The organism is Marinobacter qingdaonensis, assembly GCF_034555935.1.
In the GTDB taxonomy this organism is placed as follows: domain Bacteria; phylum Pseudomonadota; class Gammaproteobacteria; order Pseudomonadales; family Oleiphilaceae; genus Marinobacter; species Marinobacter qingdaonensis.
On the sequence record NZ_JAYDCJ010000003.1, the window covers coordinates 318142 to 341190 of the forward strand.

Annotated in this window: 15 protein-coding genes and 1 riboswitch; of the genes, 6 read left to right on the forward strand and 9 right to left on the reverse strand. The window is 64.6% G+C overall.

Annotated elements, in window-relative coordinates; genetic code table 11:
* Window positions 1-1782, reverse strand: coding sequence for a TonB-dependent receptor domain-containing protein (locus tag U5822_RS04745; protein ID WP_322854478.1), 1782 nt, complete (start codon window positions 1780-1782; stop codon window positions 1-3).
* Between the two features lie 183 nt (window positions 1783-1965).
* A riboswitch (cobalamin riboswitch) is annotated at window positions 1966-2186 on the reverse strand.
* 354 nt (window positions 2187-2540) lie between these two features.
* On the opposite strand from U5822_RS04745, the gene U5822_RS04750 reads away from it, so the two are divergent.
* The 4 genes from U5822_RS04750 (at window position 2541) to U5822_RS04765 (ending at window position 10765) form a co-directional block, all read left to right on the forward strand.
* Window positions 2541-5012 (forward strand): hypothetical protein, encoded by a 2472-nt coding sequence (locus tag U5822_RS04750; RefSeq protein ID WP_322854479.1) that lies wholly within the window; start codon window positions 2541-2543, stop codon window positions 5010-5012.
* A gap of 23 nt (window positions 5013-5035) precedes the next feature.
* On the forward strand, window positions 5036-8053 hold the full coding sequence (locus tag U5822_RS04755; RefSeq protein ID WP_322854480.1) for a parallel beta-helix domain-containing protein: 3018 nt from the start codon (window positions 5036-5038) through the stop codon (window positions 8051-8053).
* Between the two features lie 119 nt (window positions 8054-8172).
* The gene (locus tag U5822_RS04760; RefSeq protein ID WP_322854481.1) at window positions 8173-10050 is read left to right on the forward strand and encodes a putative nucleotidyltransferase substrate binding domain-containing protein; all 1878 of its coding nucleotides are present in this window, start codon (window positions 8173-8175) and stop codon (window positions 10048-10050) included.
* Window positions 10040-10765: a 3'-5' exonuclease gene (locus tag U5822_RS04765; protein ID WP_322854482.1), complete on the forward strand. Its 726-nt coding sequence runs from the start codon at window positions 10040-10042 to the stop codon at window positions 10763-10765. The genes U5822_RS04760 and U5822_RS04765 overlap by 11 nt, the downstream gene beginning before the upstream one ends.
* Here U5822_RS04765 and msrB read toward each other — a convergent pair.
* The 4 genes from msrB to U5822_RS04785 all read right to left on the reverse strand — a co-directional run bounded on the left by msrB (window position 10762) and on the right by U5822_RS04785 (window position 15303).
* Window positions 10762-11943, reverse strand: coding sequence for a peptide-methionine (R)-S-oxide reductase MsrB (msrB, locus tag U5822_RS04770; RefSeq protein WP_322854483.1), 1182 nt, complete (start codon window positions 11941-11943; stop codon window positions 10762-10764). The genes U5822_RS04765 and msrB overlap by 4 nt on opposite strands.
* Before the next feature lie 95 nt (window positions 11944-12038).
* Window positions 12039-13514, reverse strand: a complete 1476-nt coding sequence (locus tag U5822_RS04775; RefSeq protein ID WP_322854484.1) for a sensor histidine kinase — start codon at window positions 13512-13514, stop codon at window positions 12039-12041.
* 3 nt (window positions 13515-13517) lie between these two features.
* Window positions 13518-14219: a response regulator transcription factor gene (locus U5822_RS04780; RefSeq protein ID WP_322854485.1), complete on the reverse strand. Its 702-nt coding sequence runs from the start codon at window positions 14217-14219 to the stop codon at window positions 13518-13520.
* A gap of 106 nt (window positions 14220-14325) precedes the next feature.
* Window positions 14326-15303 (reverse strand): NAD(P)H-dependent flavin oxidoreductase, encoded by a 978-nt coding sequence (locus tag U5822_RS04785; RefSeq protein WP_322854486.1) that lies wholly within the window; start codon window positions 15301-15303, stop codon window positions 14326-14328.
* A 55-nt stretch (window positions 15304-15358) separates the two neighbouring features.
* Here U5822_RS04785 and U5822_RS04790 point away from each other — a divergent pair, with 55 nt between their 5' ends.
* The gene (locus U5822_RS04790; protein WP_322854487.1) at window positions 15359-15940 is read left to right on the forward strand and encodes a QsdR family transcriptional regulator; all 582 of its coding nucleotides are present in this window, start codon (window positions 15359-15361) and stop codon (window positions 15938-15940) included.
* 123 nt (window positions 15941-16063) lie between these two features.
* Here U5822_RS04790 and U5822_RS04795 read toward each other — a convergent pair whose 3' ends face one another.
* From U5822_RS04795 to U5822_RS04810, 4 genes are all read right to left on the reverse strand, one after another.
* Window positions 16064-17479, reverse strand: coding sequence for an aldehyde dehydrogenase family protein (locus U5822_RS04795; protein ID WP_322854488.1), 1416 nt, complete (start codon window positions 17477-17479; stop codon window positions 16064-16066).
* 39 nt (window positions 17480-17518) lie between these two features.
* Window positions 17519-18703 carry an acetyl-CoA C-acyltransferase gene (locus U5822_RS04800; protein ID WP_322854489.1) on the reverse strand — a complete coding sequence of 395 codons (1185 nt, stop codon included), beginning with the start codon at window positions 18701-18703 and terminating at the stop codon, window positions 17519-17521.
* Between the two features lie 19 nt (window positions 18704-18722).
* Window positions 18723-20816, reverse strand: a complete 2094-nt coding sequence (locus U5822_RS04805) for a 3-hydroxyacyl-CoA dehydrogenase NAD-binding domain-containing protein (RefSeq protein WP_322854490.1) — start codon at window positions 20814-20816, stop codon at window positions 18723-18725.
* 186 nt (window positions 20817-21002) lie between these two features.
* Window positions 21003-21797, reverse strand: coding sequence for an IclR family transcriptional regulator (locus U5822_RS04810; protein ID WP_322856884.1), 795 nt, complete (start codon window positions 21795-21797; stop codon window positions 21003-21005).
* 307 nt (window positions 21798-22104) lie between these two features.
* Here U5822_RS04810 and U5822_RS04815 point away from each other — a divergent pair, with 307 nt between their 5' ends.
* Window positions 22105-23034, forward strand: coding sequence for a 2-hydroxyacid dehydrogenase (locus tag U5822_RS04815; protein ID WP_322854491.1), 930 nt, complete (start codon window positions 22105-22107; stop codon window positions 23032-23034).
* Window positions 23035-23049: the final 15 nt, after the last annotated feature.

The window sequence follows — 23049 nt, forward strand, 5'->3', positions numbered from 1 at the left end:
TTATCGGACGAAATCATACCGTACCGACAGGAACACCGTTCGGCCAGCGCTGATAAAGTTGGCGGTGGGTGAGTTGGCCGCCGTGCTGTATTCGCGATCGAGCACGTTGTCCAGGGTCAGGGAGGCGAGCCAGCCCGGCGCCAGGGTCCGGGACGCGCGCAGATCCCACACGCCGAAGCCGGCAAGGCGCTTGCGGTCGACCTGGAAGGTGGACGGATTGAACACGCCATCGTAGCGGTAGCTCTCGCCCCGGACCGTGGTGCCCAGCACCCACTGGCCCAGTTCCTTGTCCAGGTCCACACGCACGGTGTTCTCGGCCCGGCGGATCAGTTGCTGGTCGTCTTCCTTGTTTTCGTAGTCGCCCACGGTGGCGGCCGCTTTCAGGGACCAGCCGTCGGACTGCCAGCCGGCACTGAGCTCAACCCCGCGCAGGCGCGCCTCAGGCACACTGCCGGCGGCATCCTGGGTTGGCAGAGACAGGTCTTCCACATCGGTGTGGAACAGCGCAACGTCCCAGAACCAGCTCACGTAGCGGCCCTCGAAGCCCACTTCGTAGCTGGTGGCTTCCTCCGGTTCCAGGTCCGGATTGCCAAAGCCCGGGAAGTACAGGTCGTTGAAGGACGGCGCCTTGAACGAGGTACCGACGCTGGTGCGGACCCGGTGATGGCGGTCGAACTCGTAACCGACCCCGGCGCCCCAGGTGGTCTGGTTGCCGTAGGCTTCGTTGTCATCATTGCGCAGGCTCAGGTGGGTATCCAGGGCGCCGAAATTGAACAGTGCCTGGCCAAAGACCGCGGTGTTGTCACGGCTGGATTCGTCGTAGGCGGTGGTGCTCTCCACCCGGTCGACCTGTTGCTCGGCGCCCAGCACGAATTCGTGGGTACCGTAGGTCAGCCAGTTTTCCAGGCGTGAGCTCTGGGTCTGGGTATTGAATCGGCCGGGGAAGCTGCTGAAGTCCTCCAGCTCGTCCCGGGCGTCGGAGAATTGCACGGCGGCGCGCCAATGGCTGGTGACCGGCACTTCCAGGTTGACGCCGGCGGTCTGGAAGCGGAAATCTTCCTCGCCACCCTCGTACTCGGTGCGGCCCTCGGCGCCCAGAAAGGTAAAGCCGGCGCGCACGCCATTGCTGAATTCGTGACTGGCGCTGGCCACGCCGGAGGTGTTGTCGTAGCCCTTGTCGTCACCGCCGCGAACGACCGGCGCGCCGTCGGTCTGGAAGTGGTTGACGCCGACGTTGAGGCGGGAGCCGCCTTCCACCGAGGACACACCGGCGCCGTACTGCTGGCTGTCGAAATTGCCGGCCCCGGCTTCCACCCAGCCCTGGGTGCCCTGTCGGGTGGGCGTGGTAAAGGCCTGCACCACGCCACCGACGGCGTCGGCGCCGTACAGGCTACTGCGACTGCCACGAACGATCTCAACCCGGTTCACCAGTTGCGGCGGCAGGTACTGCCAGGCCGGACCGCCGACCGTGGCGGAGCGGATGCGAATGCCGTCCACCAGCAGAATCGAGGCGTCCGAGGCGTTACCGCGCAGGAACACGCTGGTCTGTTTGCCGTAGGAACCATTGCCGACCACCGACACCCCCGGCTGGGACTCGATCACCTCGCGGAACTCCTTCGGCTGTTGACGCCGAATTTCCTCTTCCTCGATCACCGTGACCGACGACAGGCTCTCGCCCACGGTCTTGGGACCCAGGGTGGCGGTGACCACGATCGGGTCCATGGCGGTGTTGTCCTGCCCGGACTGGGCCAGGACCTGGAAGGACAGGGACTGAAGGGACACGAGGGAAACCCCTGCGACGGTGGCAGGTAGGGACAATCGGGGCATTCTGATCAACTCCATGTTCCGCGCGCACCCGCACGGGAATTATCGGTATTGCTGCGGCACGGGGAGTCAGAGGGGCGGGCGGCAGACGGGCACGGAGTACGGGTCGGGAGAGTCGCCCACCCTTATTGCCCACCGCAACGTCGGGTGTTCCTGCAGGCCGGTCTCCGGGCTTGCAGGCGGAACTGGTCGCTCCCGGGCAATCACCTTCCCATGCCAGAGGCACAGTGGCGCATCAGATTGCCGTTGTCCTGCTTACCGTTGCGGGGGCAGCATCGGAGTCGCCGGCCATGGCCGGACTCACCGATTTCCCGTTTCACCCGTCGCGCTTTGCGACGGACACCTGCAAAAAGTGCGGCAAGGCTAGCAACAGCGCCGTCCCTTTTCAATTAAACCTGGGCCGGACTGACGGCCGGATCATTCATTCCGGGCCAAAACACCTCCCCGGCCCCGACGGTGTTTGTGCGACGGTCCGGCGTCAGAGCCGCGCCTGGCCTGGCGCCGGACATCACTCCCTGGCCCGGACGGCCATCAGATTGGCCCAATGTGATCTAAATCACATTTTTTTACCCGTGTTACAAACCGTTTCACTTCGTCACGCCCGGTGCCGGAGTGCTTGCGAGCACGGGAAAGTAAGAGCGAGTGCTCACGCAGATTTATCTCCAAACAACAAAAACCGGCGCTCAACCCGCGCCACAGTGCCTACGGAGAGGCCCATGACACACAGCAAACGCCCCTTTCTGCCGAAGTCCCTGGCGGGCCTGATGCTGGCAAGCTCCCTGCTAGCCCTGCCTGCCTGTAAAAGCGGCGGTGGCGACGATGGCAATGAGCCCAGCCCCGTCCCCACGGCCGCCAGCCCGGCGCAACCGGGGCCGACCAAGGCGCCCGACACGCTCATCACCCGCTACAGTCCGGCCAACGGCTGCTATGCCCTGACCGCAGCCGACCGCTACCTGACGGCCACACCGGACGCCAACCAATACCGCGCAACGGACACCGCCAGCCAGGCCACGCCGTTTTATCTGAAACCGACCGACCTGGGCTCTTATCTGCTGATGTCCGGATTCGAACGCAGCCCGGCCAGCACCGGTGCCTTCGAGCTGCTGGGCATCAGCGATCCGGCCGGTGAGTTCCTCGACGACACCGGCACCTTCATCGGCGAGCTCAGCTACCTGGTCGCGGGGCTGGGCGACACCACCAATCTGGTGCTGGACCCCATTGCGCCCCTGGGTGGCCTGTTGCGGGAGCTGGGCGAGAGCCTGGAGGCGGCCGGCGACCGGGTCGGCGACATCACGGTCGCGCCAGCGCTGGCGATGGTGGATGCCCCCAGCGATCTGGCAGTCTGGCGACTGAATACGGTCCGGGACGAGGTCTTTACCCTGGCCTCCGACGTCACCGGGCTGCTGCTCGGCGTCGATGGTGACGCCCTGACCCTGACCTCCCCCGCCCTCGCCGGCACCGCCAACGAATTCCGGCTGGTACCCGCCGAGGGGTGCACCTCCTACCCGGAAGCCGAACTCAATGCCGAGTTGCTGAGCGATGCCGAGCCGGCCATTTACCTGAAGGAGGTCGAGCGCTTCCGCAGGGTCCCGGGCATCGACCAGGACGACGTGTTCGGGTTCGTGGACACCCACTCCCACATTTCGGCCTACGAATTCATTGGCGGCCGGGTCAACTACGGCGCGCCCTTCCATCGCTTCGGGGTAACCCACGCCCTGAAAGACTGCGAAGCGGTGCACGGCCCCTGGGGCGCCACCGGCTTTGTGGAACTGGCCACCTCGGGCATCGGCCTGCACGACACCCAGGGCTGGCCCGGCTTCAACGACTGGCCCCGTCACAACTCGCTGCAACACCACCAGAGTTACTTCCGCTGGCTGGAACGGGCCCACCTCGCCGGCATGAAAATCCTGGTCAATCACCTGGTGCACAACGAGGTGCTGTGCCGGATCAATCCCCAGAAACAGAACGACTGCGACCCGATGGAGGCGATCCTGCTGCAGATCCAGCGCATGTACGAGATGCAGGCCTACATCGACGCCCAGCACGGCGGCCCGGGGCTCGGCTGGTTCCGCATTGTCACCAGCGCCGGCGAAGCCCGCCAGGCGATCGCCGACGGCCACCTGGCGGTGGTGCTGGGCATCGAGATGTCCAAGGTGTTCCGCTGCGGCGAGTTTCAGGGCGTGGCCGAATGCACCCGGGCGGAGATCGTCGAGCGTCTCGACCAGCTGTACCAGTTGGGGGTCCGCAACATCTTCCCGGTGCACAAGTTCGACAACGCCTTCGGTGGCCACCTGCCGGACCTGTCCAGTGGCGTCGGCATTGGCGCCATCCTCTACGGCGGCAACCTGCTGGAGACCGGTCACCCGGTCGAGTTCGAGGCCTGCCCGGAGGAAGTGGAATACACCGGTGACGAGCCGGACCAGAATGCCTCGCTGCAGCCGTTCGGCCTGATCGACCAGTTGCTGTACCAGATCGACTACCTGGGCGACCGCTTTCCCGAGACCCCGGAGGAGATGGCGGCCCTGGATCCCCGCCGCGGCACCGATCAGCACTGCAACCGGCGGGGCCTGAGCGACCTGGGTGACTTCCTGATCCAGGAACTGATCAAGCGCAAGATGATGATCGAGACCGATCACATCAGCCGCAAGGCCGCGGCCCGGATCCTGGCCCTGACCCAACCCCTGGACTACCCGGTGATCAACAGCCACGGCGGCTGGGGCGGTACCGAGGCCCTGCGCGACCGCATTGCCGCCCAGGGTGGTGTCAGCGCCTCCTTCGGCGGCACCCGGGGTGGCTGGGTCGACCGCCTGACCCGGGACGGCAATCGGCCCCGGTCCGACGCCTTCAAGGTCGGGCCCTTCGGTGGCGCCGGCTTTGCGTCCGACGTCAACGGCATTGCCCAGCTGGCCTCCAACCCGGGCACGCCCGCCGACGACGCCTCCCTGTACCCGTTCACCTCCGTCGACGGCCGCGTGCGTTTCCACAAGCAGCGCACCGGCGACCGGGAATTCGGCCTTTACGACGGTCGGGGCGTGGCCCACTACGGCCTCTACCCGGACCAGATCGAGGACATGATCCGTCACAGCGACCGTCCACCGGCCCAGATCGACGACGCCGTCAACCAGTTGTTCACCTCCGCGGAAGCCTACCTGCGGATGTGGGAACGCATTGAGAACGCACCTCAGTGAATCGAGCATTCGGAGAACCAACAATGACAACAACCAACACCACCGGGCGCACCCTGCGCCTCCGTTCCGGATTGCTGGCCACCGCCGCCAGCCTGGTGCTCGCCGGTTGCCTCGGGGGCGGCGATTCATCGTCCCCCGCCGCCAGCGATAAGGCCACCCAACCCCAGACACCGCCCAGGCCACCGTCGGTGGTCACCCCACCGAACAACCCCTTCAGCGAGGGCCGGACCTTCTTCGTGGAAGCCGGTCCCGACGCCACCCGGGACATGGTCAGCGCCATGATCCAGCTGCGCCCGGGCGACACCCTGGAGTTCGACTGCGGTTTCATCGAACTCGACCATGGCCTGCTGATCCAGGCCACCGAGGACGTAACGGTCAAAGGCTGCGGTCGGGACGCCACCGTGCTGTCGTTCCGCAACAGCGACAATGTAACCGGCCTGGAAGCCCTGAACGTGCGTGGCATCACCGTGCGCGACCTGACCATTGCCGACTCCCCCGGCGATGCTTTCAAGCTCAAAGGCGTCAAATGGGGCACCCTGCTGAACGTGCGGGCTTACTGGTCCGGTGGCGGGGAACTCATCACCGCCGGCAACTACCCGGAGCGGCTGCAGGTGGCCTGCACCGAGCCGCCCATGAACGAAGGCGATCCGACCCCGGACTATGTTCCCAGCTCGGCCAGCGGCCGCTACGGCATTTACCCGGTGGAGTCGGAAAACATTCTGGTGGACAACGCCGAGTCGGTGGGCGCCTCGGACGCCGGCATCTACGTCGGCCAGACCAACACCGCCATCATCCGCAACAGTCGCGCGGTCTATAACGTCATGGGCTTTGAGATCGAGAACGTCCAGGGCGGCGAGTACGACAACAACCTCGCCGAGTGCAACACCGGCGGCTTTTTGATCTACGACCTGGAGAACATCACCCAGTACGGCGACACCTCGGTGATGCTCAACAACCTGGCCCGCAACAACAACACCTACAACTTCGCCCACAGCGGCCTGGTGTCGGCGGTGCCCCGGGGCACCGGGTTCCTGACTTTGGGTTACGACAACATCGAGATCGTCAACAACCGGTTCGAGGATCACAGCACCGCAGCCATCATCTACGCCAGCTACGAGCTGATCGACGGCAAGGGCAAGACCACCGACAAGAAGCTCGACCCCTACACTGAGGGCTTGCACATTCACGACAACGTAATGGTTAATTCCGGTTACGACCTGCCGCCGCCCAATTACGAGAAAGTGTTGCTGGAAGGCCAGGTGGAAAGCGTGCTGCCAACCCTGATCGGGCTGAAGAACATCACCAACCCGGGCAAGGGCGCGCACATCGTCTGGGACGGCCTGCTGGATGAGCTGGACGCCGACTGCCCCTACCCGGAGGACGCCAACGGCGACCCGGTGCCCCAGGACAGCAACGGAAAGCCGATCCACACCAACGAACACCCCAACCCGGCCTGCCATTACAACAAGTACAAGTTCGACGCCGCGGGCAACCGGATTCAGCCCCAGTGGGGTTCGTGCTTTCACACCAACGAGTACCGGGGTGAGGGCCAGCCATACCTGAATTTCCACGGCACCCAGGGCCTGGAACTGGTGCTGGCTGCGGCCGAACAGGACCCCAGCATCCTCAGCCTGGAAGGCCTGCAGTCGGTGCTGGCGGGCCTGGACGGCGCAGTGGGCGACACCGACGCCTCGGTGCATGATTGCCAGGGCCAATACGGAAAACTGCTGCCACCGCTGCCCCGAGTGACCATTCCGCCGTTCGAGCGCAGCGGCACCGTAGACCCGGCGCCCAGTCAGGCGGAAATCGACCGGCTGTGTAACGCCCCCACCCGCTCTGGCGAGGTGAACTGGGACGCCCTGGCGGTCAACTGTCCACGACTGGAGCAGTACAACCTGTTTGCCGATCCAAACGATCCGCGCAGCACGCCCCACGGCAACGGCGTGCCCTACGTTCTGAACAGCAAACTCTTCTCCGACTACGCCACCAAGTACCGGGTCGCCTTCCTGCCGCCCGGCACCCGGGCGGTGTACCGGGATGGCCAGGACGGCAACAACCTGAACGGCACCATCCATTTCCCGAACGGCACCGTGCTGGCCAAGACCTTTGCCTTCACCGATGAGAGCCAGGGCAGCGAAGAGCTGGTGGAAACCCGGTTGCTGATCAAGCGCACCAGCTCCACCGGCGGTGGCTTCTGGGACGGTATCACCTACATCTGGGACACCGACGGCAATGGCCAGGCCGTCACACGGCTGGCTCCGGAAGGGGGCACCCGGGCCGTCAGCTGGCACTATGAGGATCAGGTTACCGGCGAGCTGCTGACCGGCTCGACCGACGCCTACGCCATCCCCAACGCCAACCAGTGCATCACCTGCCACAGCAACGACGACCAGGAGGCGGGCTCGGCACCGATTGGGCCCAAGCCCCGCAACATGAACCGGGCCTACCAGCCCGAGTCGACGTTCATGGGCACCGGCGGCCAGGGTGGCTCCCCCCAGGTCAACCAGCTTCAGTACTGGGTCGACCAGGGCCTGCTCACCAACGTGCCCAACTTGGAACTGAACGGCGAGGGCGTGGCCACCAACATCGAGCGCCTGCCGCACTGGAACAAGCCGGGCGACAGCGGCGCGCCGGCCAATTCCCCGGACGATGTGGAAGCGCGGCTGCGGGCCTACCTGGAGGTGAACTGCCAGCATTGCCACAACGATCGCGGCGCCGCCTCCAACACCGGCTACTACCTGGATCATTACCGCGCGGTCGATGCCGGCTACGGCATCTGCAAGAAACCCACCGCCACCGGTGGTGGCTCCTGCGGTCGCCAGCACATCGTGGTGCCGGGCGATGCCGACAGCTCCATCGTCGAATGCCGGGTCGCCAGCGAGAACGATCCACAGCGGCGCATGCCGCCCATCGCCCGCAGTGTGACCCACACCGAGGGTCTGGAACTGCTGCGGTACTGGATCAACGAGGTGGTCGACAGCGATTACAGCAACGGCGACGCCTGCGGCAACGGCAGCATCTTCCAGTCCCTGGGCGACTGACCCGGGGTTCCCCTTCCCCACGGAGGCCGCGTTCGCGGCCTCCGGCTTTCTGCTCCGGCCAGGAGCCTGCTATATTCCTGTCTTTACAACGACTTTCAGAGCACGGAGCAGGGACCGTTATGCAGGCCGAGCTGATCGACATCCGCAACCACATGGCCAACTACCCGCCGTTTGACGAGATGCCCGAGGAACTGCTCGAGCAGGTGGTCGGCACCATCGAGGTGGAATACTTCCGCGCCGGCACCAGCATCCTGGAATTCGGCGACGCCAACCACTGGCTGTACTACATCCGCAGTGGTGCGGTGGAGATCTACCGACGCTCCGGCGAGCTTTACAACCGCATCGGCGAGGGGGAGATCTTCGGCCAGTTTGGCCTGCTGATGCACCAGAAGGTGCGCTTCCCGGCCAAGGCCCTGGAAGACACGCTGATCTACCGCTTCCCCGAGGAGATGTTCCGGTATTTGTTCGAACATGACGACAATTTCGCGGACTTCGTCGAAATTGAGGACAAATCCCGACTGAGATCGGCACTTTCCCGCCGTGAAAAGTCGAACGAACTGATGACCTCCAGGGTGACCCGGCTGATCAGCCGGGACGTGGTGTCCGCGCCTTGCACCGTGCGCCTGCAGGAAGCGGCCCGGATCATGACCGATCAGGGGGTGTCGGCCCTGCTGCTGATGGAGGAACAGAACGGCCATTCCGACCTGAAAGGCATCATCACCGACCGGGACCTGCGCACCCGCGCCCTGGCCGAGGCCCTGCCGTCCGAGACCCCGATCCGCGACATCATGTCCGAGGGGCTGATCACCATCCGCGCCAGTGCCTTCATCTTCGAAGCCATGCTGACCATGCTGCACAACAACGTGCACCACTTGCCGGTGATGGACAAGAACGAGGTCCGCGGCGTGATTGCGCTGTCGGACATCGTCAAATACGAGAGCCAGAGCAGCCTGTACCTGGTCAGCAACATCTACCATCAGCAGGATGTTCAGGGTCTGCAGAAGATCAGCCGGGACGTGCGCGACAGCTTTGTCCGGATGGTCAACGAAGACGCCAACTCGCACATGATCGGCAGCGCCATGGCCGGCATTGGCCGCAGCTTCACCCAGCGGCTGCTGGAGCTGGGCGAGGAGAAATTCGGACCGCCGCCGGTGCCCTACTGTTTCATGGCCCTGGGCTCAATGGCCCGGGACGAGCAGCTGGTGGTGACCGACCAGGACAACGCCATGATCCTGGACGACAGCTTTAACCCCAAGCTGCACGACGAGTACTTTCTCAATCTGGCCCGGTTTGTCAGCGATGGCCTCGCGGAGTGCGGCTACAGCTACTGCACCGGCGACATCATGGCCACCAACCAGAAGTGGCGCCAGCCTTTGAGCGTGTGGCGCGCCTACTTCACCGACTGGATCGATAACCCCAAGGCCGAGGCCCTGCTCAACAGCAACATCTTCTTCGACCTGGACGGCATTTACGGCAAGACCGAGTTCGCCGAGGACCTGAAAACCCTGGTGGCGGAAAAGGCCAGCAACAGTCAGCGCTTCCTGACCCTGCTGGCCCGCAATGCCCTGAACCGGACACCGCCGATCGGGTTTTTCCGCAGTTTCGTGCTCGAGGAAGACGGCCAGCAGCGCAAGAGCTTCAACCTCAAGCGCCGGGGCACCGCGCCCCTGTCCGACCTGATCCGGGTGCACGCCCTGGCGTGCGGCTCCCGGGCCCAGAACTCCTTCGAGCGCCTGCGCGCCATCGGCAAGACCAAGCTGCTGCTGGATGACGATCTGGGCAACCTGCGCGACGCCCTGGAGTTCATTTCCATTGTCCGGATCCGGCATCAGGCCATTGCCATCGAGGAAGGCCAGGAACCCGACAACAACGTGCACCCCGAAGACCTGTCGCCGTTCGAGCGCAGCCACCTGAAAGACGCCTTCCAGGTGGTCAGCAACGCCCAGAAATTCCTGCGTTTCCGGTACAACGCCGGGGTGGGTCGCAATGTCCAGTGAACCCATTGGCGCCGACGCCAAGTCCGAGAACTGGCCTGAGAAACTCCGGACACTGGCGGGCCGGGCCCGGCACCCGCTGGTCAAGGGCTACTACGAGGCCGGCTGCGCGGCTGCCGACGCCCCGGTCCGGGACGTGCCCCTGGTGGCGCTGGATTTCGAAACCACCGGCCTGGACCCGAACCAGCATTCCATCGTCAGCGTCGGGCTGGTGCCCTTCACCCTGAACGGCATCCAGCTCGGGGCCGGTCGCCACTGGATCGTGCGCCCGCGCCTGCCGCTGCACCAGACCTCCATCGAGATCCACGGCATCACCCACGCCGACATCGCCAAGGCGCCGGACATGGAGGACATCCTCGAGCCCATGTTCGAGCTGATGCGCGGCCGCATTCCGGTGGTGCATTACCGCGCCATTGAACGGGGGTTTCTGGACGTCGCCCTGAAGTGGCGGTTGGGGGAAGGCATTCAGTTTCCGGTGCTGGACACCATGGCGATCGAGGCGCACCTGCACCCGCACCGGAATCCGACCCGGTGGCAGCAGTTCTGGGGCAAGAAGCCGGTGTCCATCCGGCTGCCCGACAGCCGTACCCGCTACGGCCTGCCCCACTACGCCGCCCACAATGCCCTGATTGACGCCATTGCCACCGCGGAGCTGTTGCAGGCCCAGGTACACCACCATTTCGGCCCGGACACGCCGGTCCGGGACCTCTGGCTTTAGCTGCTCTGGCCGCCGGTGACCGCGTCGATGTACTCGCCGTAGCCCCGGGCCGCCATCTGTTCGAGCGGGATGAATTCCAGCGCCGCCGAGTTCATACAATAGCGCAGACCGGTGGGCGCCGGACCGTCACTGAACACGTGGCCCAGGTGGGAGTCCGCGTGCCGGCTGCGGATTTCGGTGCGGGTCATGAAGAACGACTTGTCCTCCCGCTCCACCAGCACATCCGGGGCGATGGGCCGGGTGAAGCTGGGCCAGCCAGTGCCAGACTTGTACTTGTCCCGGGACGAAAACAGCGGCTCGCCGGAGACGATGTCCACGTACAGCCCGGCCTGTTTGTTGTCCCAGTACCGGTTGTTGAAGGCCGGCTCGGTGCCGTCGCGCTGGGTGACCTTGTACTGCATGTCGGTCAGGCGTTGCTTCAGCACGTCCCGCTCCGGTTTGACAAAGCTCTGGGCGTCAAAGCCGGGCGCCGGCTCCGGCTCGGCGGTCTTGGTCATGGCGTCGGGCTGGAACTGGCTGAAATCCAGCTCGTAGTCCTCACCATAGACCTTCTCGATGAACTGGTACCGGCCTGAGTTGAAGGTGTAGAAGTTGTACCGCAGCGGGTTCTTCTTGTAGTAATCCTGGTGGTACCCCTCGGCCGGGTAGAAGGTCTGCAGCGGCACGATCTCGATCACCACCGGCTTGTCGTAGACGCCCGAGGCCTGGAGTTCGGCCTTGGCGGCCTCGGCCAGGCGCTTCTGCTCGGCGTCGTGGTAGAAGATCGCCGGGCGGTACTGCTGGCCCCGATCCACGAACTGGCCGTTGGCGTCGGTTGGATCCATCATCCGCCACAGGCCCTGCAACAGGCCCTCGTAGGTCATCTGGTCCGGGTCGTAGTAGACCTGCACCGCCTCGGTGTGGCCGGTGCGGCCCGAGGCCACCTGCTTGTAGGTGGGGTTGGGCTCCTCGCCACCGGCGTAGCCGGACACCGCCTCGACCACGCCCGGGATTTTCTCGTAACCGGCCTCGACGCACCAGAAGCAGCCACCAGCAAAGGTGGCCACCGCCAGGTCCGGGTTGTCCGGGGCAAATTCGGTGTCGTTCGCCTGCTTGTCGGCGGTGGCGTAGGCGGCGAACAGGGCGCTGGCCGAGCCCACCACCAGCGCCGCGACAAAGGCTTTCAGATTGCGTTTCATACATCCTCTCCTGTGAATGAATCCATGCTGCCAGCGTAGGGGCGCGGCTTCACGAAAACGTTCAAAGACTATTACGAATCTATAACGGCGAGGGTTTATTGTGCCGGCAGCCAGACCCGGAACTCGGCGCCGGCAGGGTCGCCGTTGTGGGCCGAGATCCGGCCCTTCTGCAGCTCGGCCAGGCGCTGGGCGATGGCCAGGCCCAGGCCGGCATGGCCGGCACGGGCAGCGCCTGAGGCCTGGTAGAAGGGTTCGAACAGGTGCGCCAGGTCCTCGGGGTCGATACCGGGGCCGGCGTCGGCGACCAGGATGCTGGCACCGCCATCGCTGGCCCGAACCGCCACGGTGACCCGGCTGCCAGCGGGACCATGGCCGATGGCGTTGCTGATCAGGTTGTCCAGGATGCGTTCGGTCATGGCGATGTCCGCGGTCACCATGACCGGGTCGGCATCGACGATGGCGAGCGCCAACCCGGCCCGTTCCGCCTCCGGCTCATGCTTCTGCACCACGTCGTGGACCAGCTCGGCCAGCAGGAAGGGTTCTGGCGCCGGCTGCTGCTCCCGGGCCTCCAGCGCGGCCAGCTCAAACAGCTCATCCACCAGCCGGCCCAGGCGATGGCTTTCCGCCAGCGCCACCTTGAGAAAGCGGGCGCGTTCGTCCGGACTCAACTCGGCCTGTTTCAGTTGCAGGGCCTCGAGGTAGCCCTGGATCGACGCCAGCGGGGTACGCAGGTCGTGCGAGACCTGGGCCACCAGTTGCCGGCGCTGGTGATCCTTGTCCTTGAGCAGGTCGAGCTGCGCGGCGATGCGCCGGGCCATGCGGTCGAACTGGCCGGTCAGGTAGTCAATGTCGTCGCCGCCGGTCGGGACCGGCTCGGCGTCCGTACCGGACCGGTCTTCCGGATCGCCCACTTCAAAACTCTCCACCCGCTCGGTCAGTCGCGACAGCCGGCGGGTCAGCAGCCGGAAAAACACCAGGCCCGCCAGCAGACCCACGCACAGGCTCACCGCCAGGGCGCCCGCACCCATCTGCAACAGCCGATCGCTGTGCACCATGCTCTCGGCGCTGTCGTACTCCTCGCCGCGCAGCACCACGTACAGGTAGCCGCTGGGGTTGGCCTCGGACGGCACCGGGGTCACCGAGAAAACCTTGCGCCGATCGTGGCTGCGCGGGTCGTCCCCGGGCAGGGGATAGGCCCCGGGGTCCGCCAGCAGGGTCCGGATCGGCGCCAGCGAGACCCGGTTGCGCTTGATCTTGTCGGGGTCGGCCGAGTAGGACAGGATCTGGCCATCCCGGTCGAGCAGGTAGATCTCGATGCTGGGGTTGATGGTCATGTAGAGCTGGAACAACTCCTTGAGCGCAGCCCGGTTAAGCCGCCCCTCGGTCACCAGGTTGCGGTCGGCCACCAGGTTGCGGGCCAGGTCCCGGTTGAGTTCCTGGTTGACGGCAGCGGTGTACTCGCGCACCGAGTACAGGCTCAGGGCGGTGAACAGGCCACCGACGATCACCAGCAGCAGAAACAGGCCCAGGGCCAGGCGGGCGTAGAGGGTTCGGAACAGCGACAGCGCCATGGCTCAGTCCATAAACCGGTAGCCCACGCCCCAGACGGTCTGGACGTAGCGCGGTGCGGCCGGGTCCGCCTCGATCTTGTTGCGAAGCCGGTTGATGTGGGTGTTCACGGTGTGCTCGTACCCTTCGTGGTTGTAGCCCCAGACCGAGTCCAGCAGTTGCGCCCGGCTGAACACCCGGCCCCGGTGCTGGGCGAAGTGCCAGAGCAGGTCGAATTCCCGGGCGGTGAGCTCCACTTCCCGGTCGTCGACATGGACCCGGCGCCGCACCGGATCGATGCGCAGGCCTTCCACCTCCAGCAGGCCAGCCTCGGGCTCACCCCGGGACGGCGCCGACAGGGCGTCGACGCGGCGGAACAGCGCCTTGATCCGGGCCGCCAGCTCCGCCACGCTGAATGGCTTGGTGAGGTAATCGTCGGCGCCCATTTCCAGTCCCAGCACCCGATCCAGTTCGGTACTCTTGGCGGTCAGCATCAGCACCGGCACGTAGCCCGGGCTGGACCGGATCTCCCGGCACACCGAGAGACCGTCCTTGCCCGGCAGCATCAGATCCAGGATGACCAGATCGATACCGCCCTGGCGGAAGCGTTCGAGACCTGTATCGCCCCGATCCTCAAGCAAGGCCTGCATCCCGAGGTCGGCCACCTGCATGCGCACCAGCTCACCGATGCCCGGGTTGTCCTCAATGATCAGTACGGTCCGCGTCATGGTTTCCGGCCCTTGCCCAGTGTCCGCGATCAGCGCGCATCCGGCACGCCGTCACCGTCTGAGTGTAACCCGGAAAGTTCACAAAACCTTCACGGCGGCGATGGCGTCAGGCCAGGAAGCCGGTCAGGCGCTCGCGCACGATGGCGTCGGCATCGGCCATGATCCGGCTGATCAGCTCCTCGCAGGTGGGGATATCGTGGATCAGGCCAGCCACCATGCCGCAGCTCCAGGCGGCCTCGTCCATCTTGCCTTCCTGCAACACCAGTCGACCCTTGGCGCCGGTAACCAGGTGACGGATGTCGTCGATGGTCTCGGCCTCGCCTTTCTCCTGCTCGATCCGGATGATTTCCTCGACCGCGGCGTTGTTCATCACCCGCTCGGTGTTGCGCAGGTTGCGCATGATCAGCCGGGTCTGGAGTTCGTCCGCCTCGACGATCGCCCGCTTGACGTTGTCGTGGATGGGCGCGTCCTGGGTAGCCAGGAACCGGGTGCCCATGTTCATGCCCTCGGCACCCAGGGCCATGGCCGCCACCAGGCTGCGGCCGTCGGCCATGCCCCCGGAGGCCACGAACGGAATGGTCAGTTCCTCGGCCGCCCGGGGCAGTAGGATGAAGTTGGGAATGTCGTCCTCACCGGGATGGCCGCCGCACTCGAATCCGTCCACGCTGACCGCGTCGCAGCCAATGCTCTCAGCCTTCAAGGCGTGCCGCACCGAGGTGCATTTGTGGATCACCTTGATACCGGCAGCCTTCAGCTGGGGCATGTACTGCTCCGGACTGCGACCGGCGGTTTCCACCGCTTTCACCCCACCTTCGACGATGGCGTCGATGTAGTCGGGATAGGGCGGCGCCTTGAACGAGGGCAGGAAGGTCAGATTGACCCCGAACGGCCGGTCGGTCATGGTCTTGCACCGGGCGATCTCCCGGGCCAGATCCTCGGGCGTGGGCTGGGTCAGCCCGGTGATGATGCCAAGCCCGCCGGCGTTGGAAACCGCTGCGGCCAGTTCGGCGTAACCTACATGGTGCATGCCACCCTGGATAATCGGATAACGGATACCAAACAATTCGGTGATTCTGGTCTGCATAGCAGCTTCCCTTTATTGTGTTTAGAATGGCGTCAAACCACGGCAAGAGGTTTCAGTGACCGAGCACACACCAACCCGAGCAACCCCGGCCGACGCGCTGAAGCGGGCCCGGCGCATGTGGCTCAAGGGCGAGCGCATCCATCTCGCCTCGCTGTCCGACGAACTCAACATCGGCCGGGCCACCCTGTTTCGCTGGGTCGGCAACAAGGACCTGCTGATCGGCGAGGTCCTCTGGTCGATGTACGATCCCCTGCGCCAGGAGGCACTGGCGGTCACGCCCGGTACCGGGATCGACTACGTGGTGGGCGTGTACCGGCACATCAACTCCACCGTCCTGCATTTCGGGCCCCTGCGGCAGTTCATCCACCAGGACCCGGAATACGCGCTGAAAATCCTGACCTCGTCTCAGTCCACGCTGCGCAGCCGCACCGTGGAGGCCAACACCCGGTTGCTGAAAGACCAGGTGGCCCGGGGCCAGATCACCCCTCCCATGAACATCGAAAGCCTGTCCTACTTCATGGTCCGCCTGGCTGAATCCTGCCTGTACAGCGACATCCTGGGTGGTCGTGAGCCCCGGGATGAAGAACTCGAGGACGCGTGTACGGCCGTTCGCATCCTTCTTGGTGGCAAAGCCTAGACTCGGTGCCTGGCCCCCGCAGCGGGGTATCTTTTCTTCTGGGAAAAATAACTCGCTGCGCTCAGACATCTTTTTCCCGGCAGAAAAGACACCCCACCCCGGGGACCGAGCAAACTTCTCGGGTTACAGCTGAAGGGACCGCACTTCCAGGAATTCCTCCAGGCCCCATTTGCCGAATTCGCGGCCGAGGCCGGAGTGGCCGAAACCGCCGAAGGGTGCCAGGGGGTTGAAGGCGCCGCCATTGACGAAGACCTGGCCGGTGCGCAATTTTCCGGCGATCCGCTTGGCGTTGTCCTGGTCGGCGGACCAGACCGCGCCGGACAAGCCATAGGCGGTGCCGTTGGCAATGCGGATGGCGTCGGCTTCGTCGGTGTAGGGGATGATGCTCAGGACCGGGCCGAAGATTTCTTCCTGGGCAATGCGGCTGTCCGGTTTTACGTTGCCGAACACCGTAGCCTGCACGAAGTAGCCCTGATCACAGCCTTGCGGCGCATCTGGACCACCGGCTACGAGGGTGGCGCCCTCGTCGAGACCGATCTGGATGAAGCCCCGGACCTTGTCCCGCTGTTGCGCCGAGGCCAGAGGTCCCAGGCGGGTGGTGTCTTCCAGCGGATTACCCGGTGTCATTTTCGCCACCGCGGCGGCCGCCAGTTCGCAGGCTTCGTCGTGACGGTCGGCCGGCACCAGCAGCCGGGTCAGCGCGGTACAGGTTTGTCCGGAGTTGAGCAGGCAGTTGTTGACGGTGCCCTTCACTGCCGCGCCCAGATCGGCGTCCGGCAGCACCACCGAGGCGGATTTGCCACCCATTTCCAGGGCGAAGCGTTTGAAATCTTCAGCTGCGGCGTGGGCGATGCGACCGCCGGTGCGGGTGGAGCCGGTAAAGGACACCATGCGCACGTCCGGGTGGGAAATCAGGGTATCGCCCACGGTCTCACCCAGACCGCAAACCAGGTTGAACACGCCCTTGGGCAGGTCGGTGCCGTCGAGGATCTCGGCCAGGATGTAGGCGCTCTGGGGGGCGATTTCGGACGGCTTGAGCACCACGGTGCACCCGGCGGCGATGGCCGGCACGATTTTCAGGATCACCTGGTGCAGCGGGTAGTTCCAGGGCGTGATGCAGCCAACCACCCCCACCGGTGCGTACTGCACTTCGGAGTTGCCGACCTGCTCGGTGAAGGCGAAGTCCGGCAACAGTTTCAGGTAGCTTTCGGTGACCGTGGCGGGCAGTCCGGCCTGGATCCCGGTGGCCAGTTTGATCGGCATGCCGACCTCGCGGCTGATGGTCTCGGCGATCTCGCCGCGGCGTTCTTTCAGGCCGGCATGAAGCTGCTCCAGCACTTTGAGCCGCTGCTCCAGGGTGCTTTCGGACCAGGCTTCAAAGGCGTTGTCGGCGGCGGCAATGGCCTGGTTCATCTGGTCGCGGTCAGAGGCCGGGACCCGGGCCATGACCTCGCCGGTGGCCGCCTCGAACACGTCCAGGGTATCGCCCTGCCAGTCCACCCACTGTCCGTTGATGTAGTTCCTGCTCAGATCCTTCATGCCGGTTTCCTCCTCTGTGCGAAAGTTCGACGCCCCGGGTCACACCACCTCGAACAGGCCAGCCGCGCCCTGGCCACCGCCGATGCACATGGTAACCACCACGTACTTGGCACCGCGACGCTTGCCCTCGATCAGGGCATGGCCGGTCAGCCGGGACCCGGTCACACCGTAGGGGTGACCGATGGCGATGGAGCCGCCGTTGACGTTGAGTTTGTCCATGGGAATGCCCAACCGGTCCCGGCAGTACACCACCTGGGAGGCAAAGGCTTCGTTCAGTTCCCACAGATCAATATCGTCCATGGTCAGGCCATTGCGCTGCAACAACCGCGGAATTGCGTACACCGGGCCGATGCCCATTTCGTCCGGCTCACAGCCGGCGACGGCAAAGCCCCGGAAGATGCCCATGGGCTCGATGTTGTTCTGTTCGGCAAAGGTGCTGTTCATGACCGTGCATACGGAGGCGCCGTCGGACAGCTGGCTGGCGTTGCCGGCGGTGACAAACTGGTCTTCGCCGCGCACCGGATCCAGGCCCTGCAGGCCTTCGAGGGTGGTGTTCGGGCGATTGCACTCGTCCCGGTTCAGGGTAACGTCGCGCTCACTGATCTCGCCGGTTTCCTTGTTCTTCACCAGCATGGTGGCGTCGAACGGCACGATTTCATCATCAAACCGGCCCGCTTCCTGGGCCGCGGCCGTGCGCTGCTGGGAGATCAGGGCGTATTCGTCCTGGGCCTCACGGCTGACCTGGTAGCGCTGGGCCACGATATCCGCCGTTTCAATCATCGACAGGTACAGTTCGGGCTTGTGTTTCATCAGCCATTCATTGCGAGCATGAAAGCTGTTGAGCTTGTCGTTCTGCACCAGGGAGATGGATTCCACGCCACCGGCGACCATGGCCGGTACCTTTTCGGACACCACCCGCTGGGCGGCGATGGCGATGGACTGCAGTCCGGAACTGCAGAACCGGTTGATGGACAGCCCGGCGGTGGTGGCCGGCAGGCCGGCGCGAATCGCCGCCAGCCGGGCCATGTTCTTGCCCTGGGCCCCTTCGTGGAAGGTGGCGCCCAGGATCACGTCCTCAACCACCTCCGGGTCGATTCCGGCCCGCTCGACCGCGTGCCGGATCACGTGTCCGGCCAGGTCGACGCTGTGGGTGTTGTTCAGGGCGCCCCGGTAGGACTTGCCCAGACCGGTGCGCGCGGTGGAAACAATGACTGCATCTGACATGGAAAGCTCCCGAATTGGGTTAGAGATCGCCGAAGGAACGGCCGTCGGCCACCAGCTTCTTCAGCAGCGCCGACGGCTGCCACTGGTCGCCACCAAGCTCGTCGTAGTACTTCTCGACCGCGTTCAGGATGGTGTCCAGGCCAATCTGGTCGGCCCAGAACATGGGGCCACCGCGGTAGGCCGGGAAGCCGTAGCCGTAGATCCAGACGATGTCGATGTCCAGCGAACGATCGGCGATGCCTTCCTCCAGGATTTTCGCGCCTTCGTTGATCATCACGAACATGCAGCGCTCCAGGATCTCCTGGTCGGTGATCTGGCGCGGGGTAATGCCCTGCTCCTTGCGGAATTCCTCGATGATGGCGTCAACGGCCGGGTCGGGGATGGGCTTGCGGCTGCCTTCCTCGTAGCGGTAGACCCCGGCCATGGTCTTCTGGCCCAAGCGGTCCTGCTCGGCCAGCTTGTCGAGCCAGCTCAGGGGCACGTCCTCTCCGGAATTGCGGCGCTCCTGACGGATGCGGTAGCCGACGTCGATGCCCGCCAGGTCCGACATGGCGAACTGACCCATGGGGTAGCCCAGGTCGGTCAGGACCTTGTCCACCTGTTGGGGCGTGGCGCCTTCGTTCACCAGCGCCATGGCCTCGGCGCCGCGCTTGTGCAGCATGCGGTTGCCGACGAAGCCGTAGCAGTTGCCGACCAGCACACCAACCTTCTTGATCTTCTTGGCCACCGCCATGACCGTGGCCTTGACCTCATCCGAGGTCTGGCTGCCGCGCACGTTTTCCAGCAACTTCATCACGTTGGCCGGGCTGAAGAAGTGCATGCCGACCACGTCCTGGGGCCGCGCGGTGGCGGAGGCAATCTCGTCGATGTCCAGGGTGGAGGTGTTGGACGCCAGGATGGCGCCGGGTTTGCACACGGCGTCGAGCTTGGCAAAGATTTCCTTCTTGATCGCCATGTTCTCGAACACCGCCTCGATCACCATGTCGGCGTCCTTGAAGTCGTCGTAAGTCAGGCTGCCAGTGATCAGCGCCATCCGCTCTTCCACCTGCTGCTGGCTGATGCGACCCTTCTTGGCGGAGTTCTCGTAGTTCTTGCGGATGACGCCCAGGCCCTTGTCCAGGGCTTCCTGTTTGACTTCCACCAGGGTGACCGGAATGCCGACGTTGGCGAAGTTCATGGCGATGCCACCGCCCATGGTACCGGCACCGATGATGCCGACGCTGTTCACGTCCCGTACCGGCGTGTCCTTGGCCAGGCCCTTGACCTTGGACACCTCGCGCTCGGCGAAGAAGGCGTGGATCAGACCGGCACGCTGGGGCGACGCCATGCATTCGGAGAACAGGGCGCGTTCGCGCTGAAGGCCCTCGTCGAACGGTAGGGTAAAGGCCGCTTCGACCGCGTCGACGCACTTGAACGGCGAGAACAGGCCACGGGCTTTCTTTTCCAGGGCGGCGCGGAATTCATCGAAGACCTCGCTGCCCTTGTCGGCCTCGACCTTGTCGGTCAGGTCGCGCACCCGGCGCACCGGCCAGCCTTCCTCGACGGCCTTGCGGGCGTAGGCCAGGCCCACCTCGCGGATGTCGTCACCGGCCTCGACCGCATCGACAATGCCCAGTTCCAGGGCCTGCGGCGCGGCCACGAAGTCACCGGTGGTGATCATTTCCAGCGCCTTGCGGGCGCCGGTCAGGCGGGGCAGACGCTGGGTGCCGCCGGCACCGGGCAGCAGGCCCAGCTTCACTTCCGGCAGGCCAACCTTGGCACTGCCCAGGGCAACGCGGTAATGGCAGCCCAGGGCCGTTTCCAGACCACCACCCAGGGCGGTACCGTGGATGGCGGCAATCACCGGCTTGCTGCTGTTCTCGAACTGGTTCATGACCTCGGGCAACACCGGCTCCTGAATCGGCTTGCCGAATTCACGGATATCGGCGCCGGCGATGAAGGTGCGGCCTTCGCACACCAGCAGCAGAACCTTGGCCTCGGCGTCCGCCAGGCCCTGGTTCAGGGCCGCGAGCAGGCCGGAACGAACCGCATGGCCCAGGGCATTGACCGGCGGATAGTTAACAGTGATCACGCCAACGCTGCCGTCACGGTTATAGGTTACGACCTCAGACATATGCTCTCCTCGCCTAATATGGAATCTAGTTTTAACAAGCGAAACTTAGGAACGATTTAATAGGAGTTTTTTCGTGGTTTCAACCATGAATTAAAGACCGGGCATAAAAAAACCGCAGAGTTGCCTCTGCGGTTTTTCAGGTTTGAGCCGATTGGGCGCGGTGGTCGCCGGCGCTCCGGTGGCCGGTCAGACGCCCAGGGACTCGATATCGCTGGCCAGCATCGCCAGCTGGTGGGCGATGGATTCGCGCAGCTTCTCGCCGGACACCAGGTAGGACGGCGCGGCACAGGTCAGCGCCATAATGGTGCCGTCCTGCAGGTGGATGGGCACGCCGGCGGAGTTGATGTTGCGATCCCACTCCCCCAGGGACAGACAGAAGCCGTGCTTCTCGAAGTCTTCCTTGGCCCGGTCCAGGCCTTCTTTCTTCTCGAGCCAGCCGGCCGGCCCGTACTTGGCTTCCATGGCGTCGTCGATGGTCTTGCGGGCCTTGTCGGTGATCGCGCAGTAATAGGCGCGACCGGCCGAGGTGGTGGCCATCGGCAACTTGAGACCGATGTCCATGCGCAACAGGGACGCCTCTGGCGGCAACCGGTTTTCCACGTAGATCATGTGCAGGCGGTCACGGCAGGTCAGACCGATGGACATGTTGGTCTGGCGGGCAAACTCGTCCATGTACGGCTTGGCAAGCTGGCGCACTTTCAGGTTGGAGACGTAGGCATAACCCAGGGCCAGGACGCCGGAGCTGAGCTGGTACTTTTCCAGCTGCTGGTTGTAGCTCAGGTATCCCAGTTTGGTCAGGGTGTAGGTCATGCGCGACACGGTCGGCTTGGGCAGCCCGGTGATCCGCGCGATGTCCTGGTTGCCCAGGATGACCGAGCCCTGGCTGAAGGCGCGCAGGACATCAAGCCCACGGGAGAGCGCCTCAACAAATTTGCGGTCTTTTTCCGGCTTTACCGGTTCGCCATCACCGGAGGCAACCATGAGTTCCGGTGAGGTGGTCTGTGCTTTCGACATAATAGTAGGCGCCCTCCAACAGCATCGCCTGATCCGGTGGCTCCAAGCTTGGCCACCCATTTTAAAGATGCGGTATTTTAATGGTTCGAAAAATCAAGTACCACAAAGTCTTTTCAAAAATCGTGCCGAATGTGAAACACTCTTTCTTTGTGTTTCAAAATTCTCCGGCGGGAGTGATGCCCGACTGGACCCTCACCAACCGCTTTCGACACATCGTTCTGCTGATCGAAACAGCATAACCAGTTAAACGACACTTTTCGAATACGGAGCTGCCATGAAAGTCCTGTTTGTTGCCGGCGATCCCAAACCCGAACGCTGGACCCGCCCCATTCAGGAGCACCTGCCCGACGCCGAGGTGATCGCCTGGGACCCGAACGGCGGCACCGTCAACGCCGACTACGCCATTGTCTGGCAACCGCCGGCGGCCCTGTTCGAGCGTGAACCCGGCCTGAAGGCGGTGTTCAATCTCGGGGCCGGGGTGGACGGCCTGATGGCGCTGCCCTACCTGCCGCCGGAACTCACCGTCGTGCGTCTGGAAGACGCCGGCATGTCGGCCCAGATGGCCGAGTACGTCCTGCACCAGGTGGTCGACATCAGCCGCGGCATGGCCCGTTACCGCGACCAGCAGGCTGAGGCCCGCTGGCAGATCCACCGACCGACCCAGCGCCATCAGTGGCCAGTGGGCGCAATGGGCCTGGGCCAGATTGGCCAGCGCGTGGCCCGCACCCTAGCCGCCCTGGACTACCCGGTCAGCGGCTGGTCCCGTGGCGCGCACCAGCTGGAAGGCGTGACTACCTACGCCGGTACCGAGGACCTGGACAGGTTCCTGGGCGCCACTCGGGTCCTGGTCAACACCCTGCCCCTGACCGAACAGACCCGGGACCTGATTGACCGCCGCCTGCTCGGCAAGCTGCAGGCCGATGCGGTCGTGATCAACGTCGGTCGCGGCGAGCACCTGGTAGACCAGGACCTGCTGCAGGCGCTGGATGACGGCCGGGTCAGTCACGCCGTGCTGGACGTGTTCCGCCAGGAGCCGCTGCCAGCTGAGCACCCGTTCTGGCGCCACCCGTCCGTAACCATCACCCCACACGTCTCGGCCCGCACCCTGCGCGACACCACGATCGAGCAGATCAGCACCAAGATCCGCGACCACGCCGCCGGGCGCGCCATTTCCGGCGTGGTCGACCGGTCACGGGGTTATTAAGCCGGTTATTAAGAC

Excerpts from the sequence above, each read along its gene's own strand:
- U5822_RS04750 (WP_322854479.1), top strand. The coding sequence starts at position 2,541 with ATGACACACAGCAAACGCCCCTTTCTGCCGAAGTCCCTGGCGGGCCTG.
- U5822_RS04755 (WP_322854480.1), top strand. The coding sequence starts at position 5,036 with ATGACAACAACCAACACCACCGGGCGCACCCTGCGCCTCCGTTCCGGA.
- U5822_RS04760 (WP_322854481.1), top strand. The coding sequence starts at position 8,173 with ATGCAGGCCGAGCTGATCGACATCCGCAACCACATGGCCAACTACCCG.
- U5822_RS04765 (WP_322854482.1), top strand. The coding sequence starts at position 10,040 with ATGTCCAGTGAACCCATTGGCGCCGACGCCAAGTCCGAGAACTGGCCT.
- msrB (WP_322854483.1), bottom strand. The coding sequence starts at position 11,943 with ATGAAACGCAATCTGAAAGCCTTTGTCGCGGCGCTGGTGGTGGGCTCG.
- U5822_RS04775 (WP_322854484.1), bottom strand. The coding sequence starts at position 13,514 with ATGGCGCTGTCGCTGTTCCGAACCCTCTACGCCCGCCTGGCCCTGGGC.
- U5822_RS04780 (WP_322854485.1), bottom strand. The coding sequence starts at position 14,219 with ATGACGCGGACCGTACTGATCATTGAGGACAACCCGGGCATCGGTGAG.
- U5822_RS04785 (WP_322854486.1), bottom strand. The coding sequence starts at position 15,303 with ATGCAGACCAGAATCACCGAATTGTTTGGTATCCGTTATCCGATTATC.
- U5822_RS04795 (WP_322854488.1), bottom strand. The coding sequence starts at position 17,479 with ATGAAGGATCTGAGCAGGAACTACATCAACGGACAGTGGGTGGACTGG.
- U5822_RS04800 (WP_322854489.1), bottom strand. The coding sequence starts at position 18,703 with ATGTCAGATGCAGTCATTGTTTCCACCGCGCGCACCGGTCTGGGCAAG.
- U5822_RS04805 (WP_322854490.1), bottom strand. The coding sequence starts at position 20,816 with ATGTCTGAGGTCGTAACCTATAACCGTGACGGCAGCGTTGGCGTGATC.
- U5822_RS04810 (WP_322856884.1), bottom strand. The coding sequence starts at position 21,797 with ATGGTTGCCTCCGGTGATGGCGAACCGGTAAAGCCGGAAAAAGACCGC.
- U5822_RS04815 (WP_322854491.1), top strand. The coding sequence starts at position 22,105 with ATGAAAGTCCTGTTTGTTGCCGGCGATCCCAAACCCGAACGCTGGACC.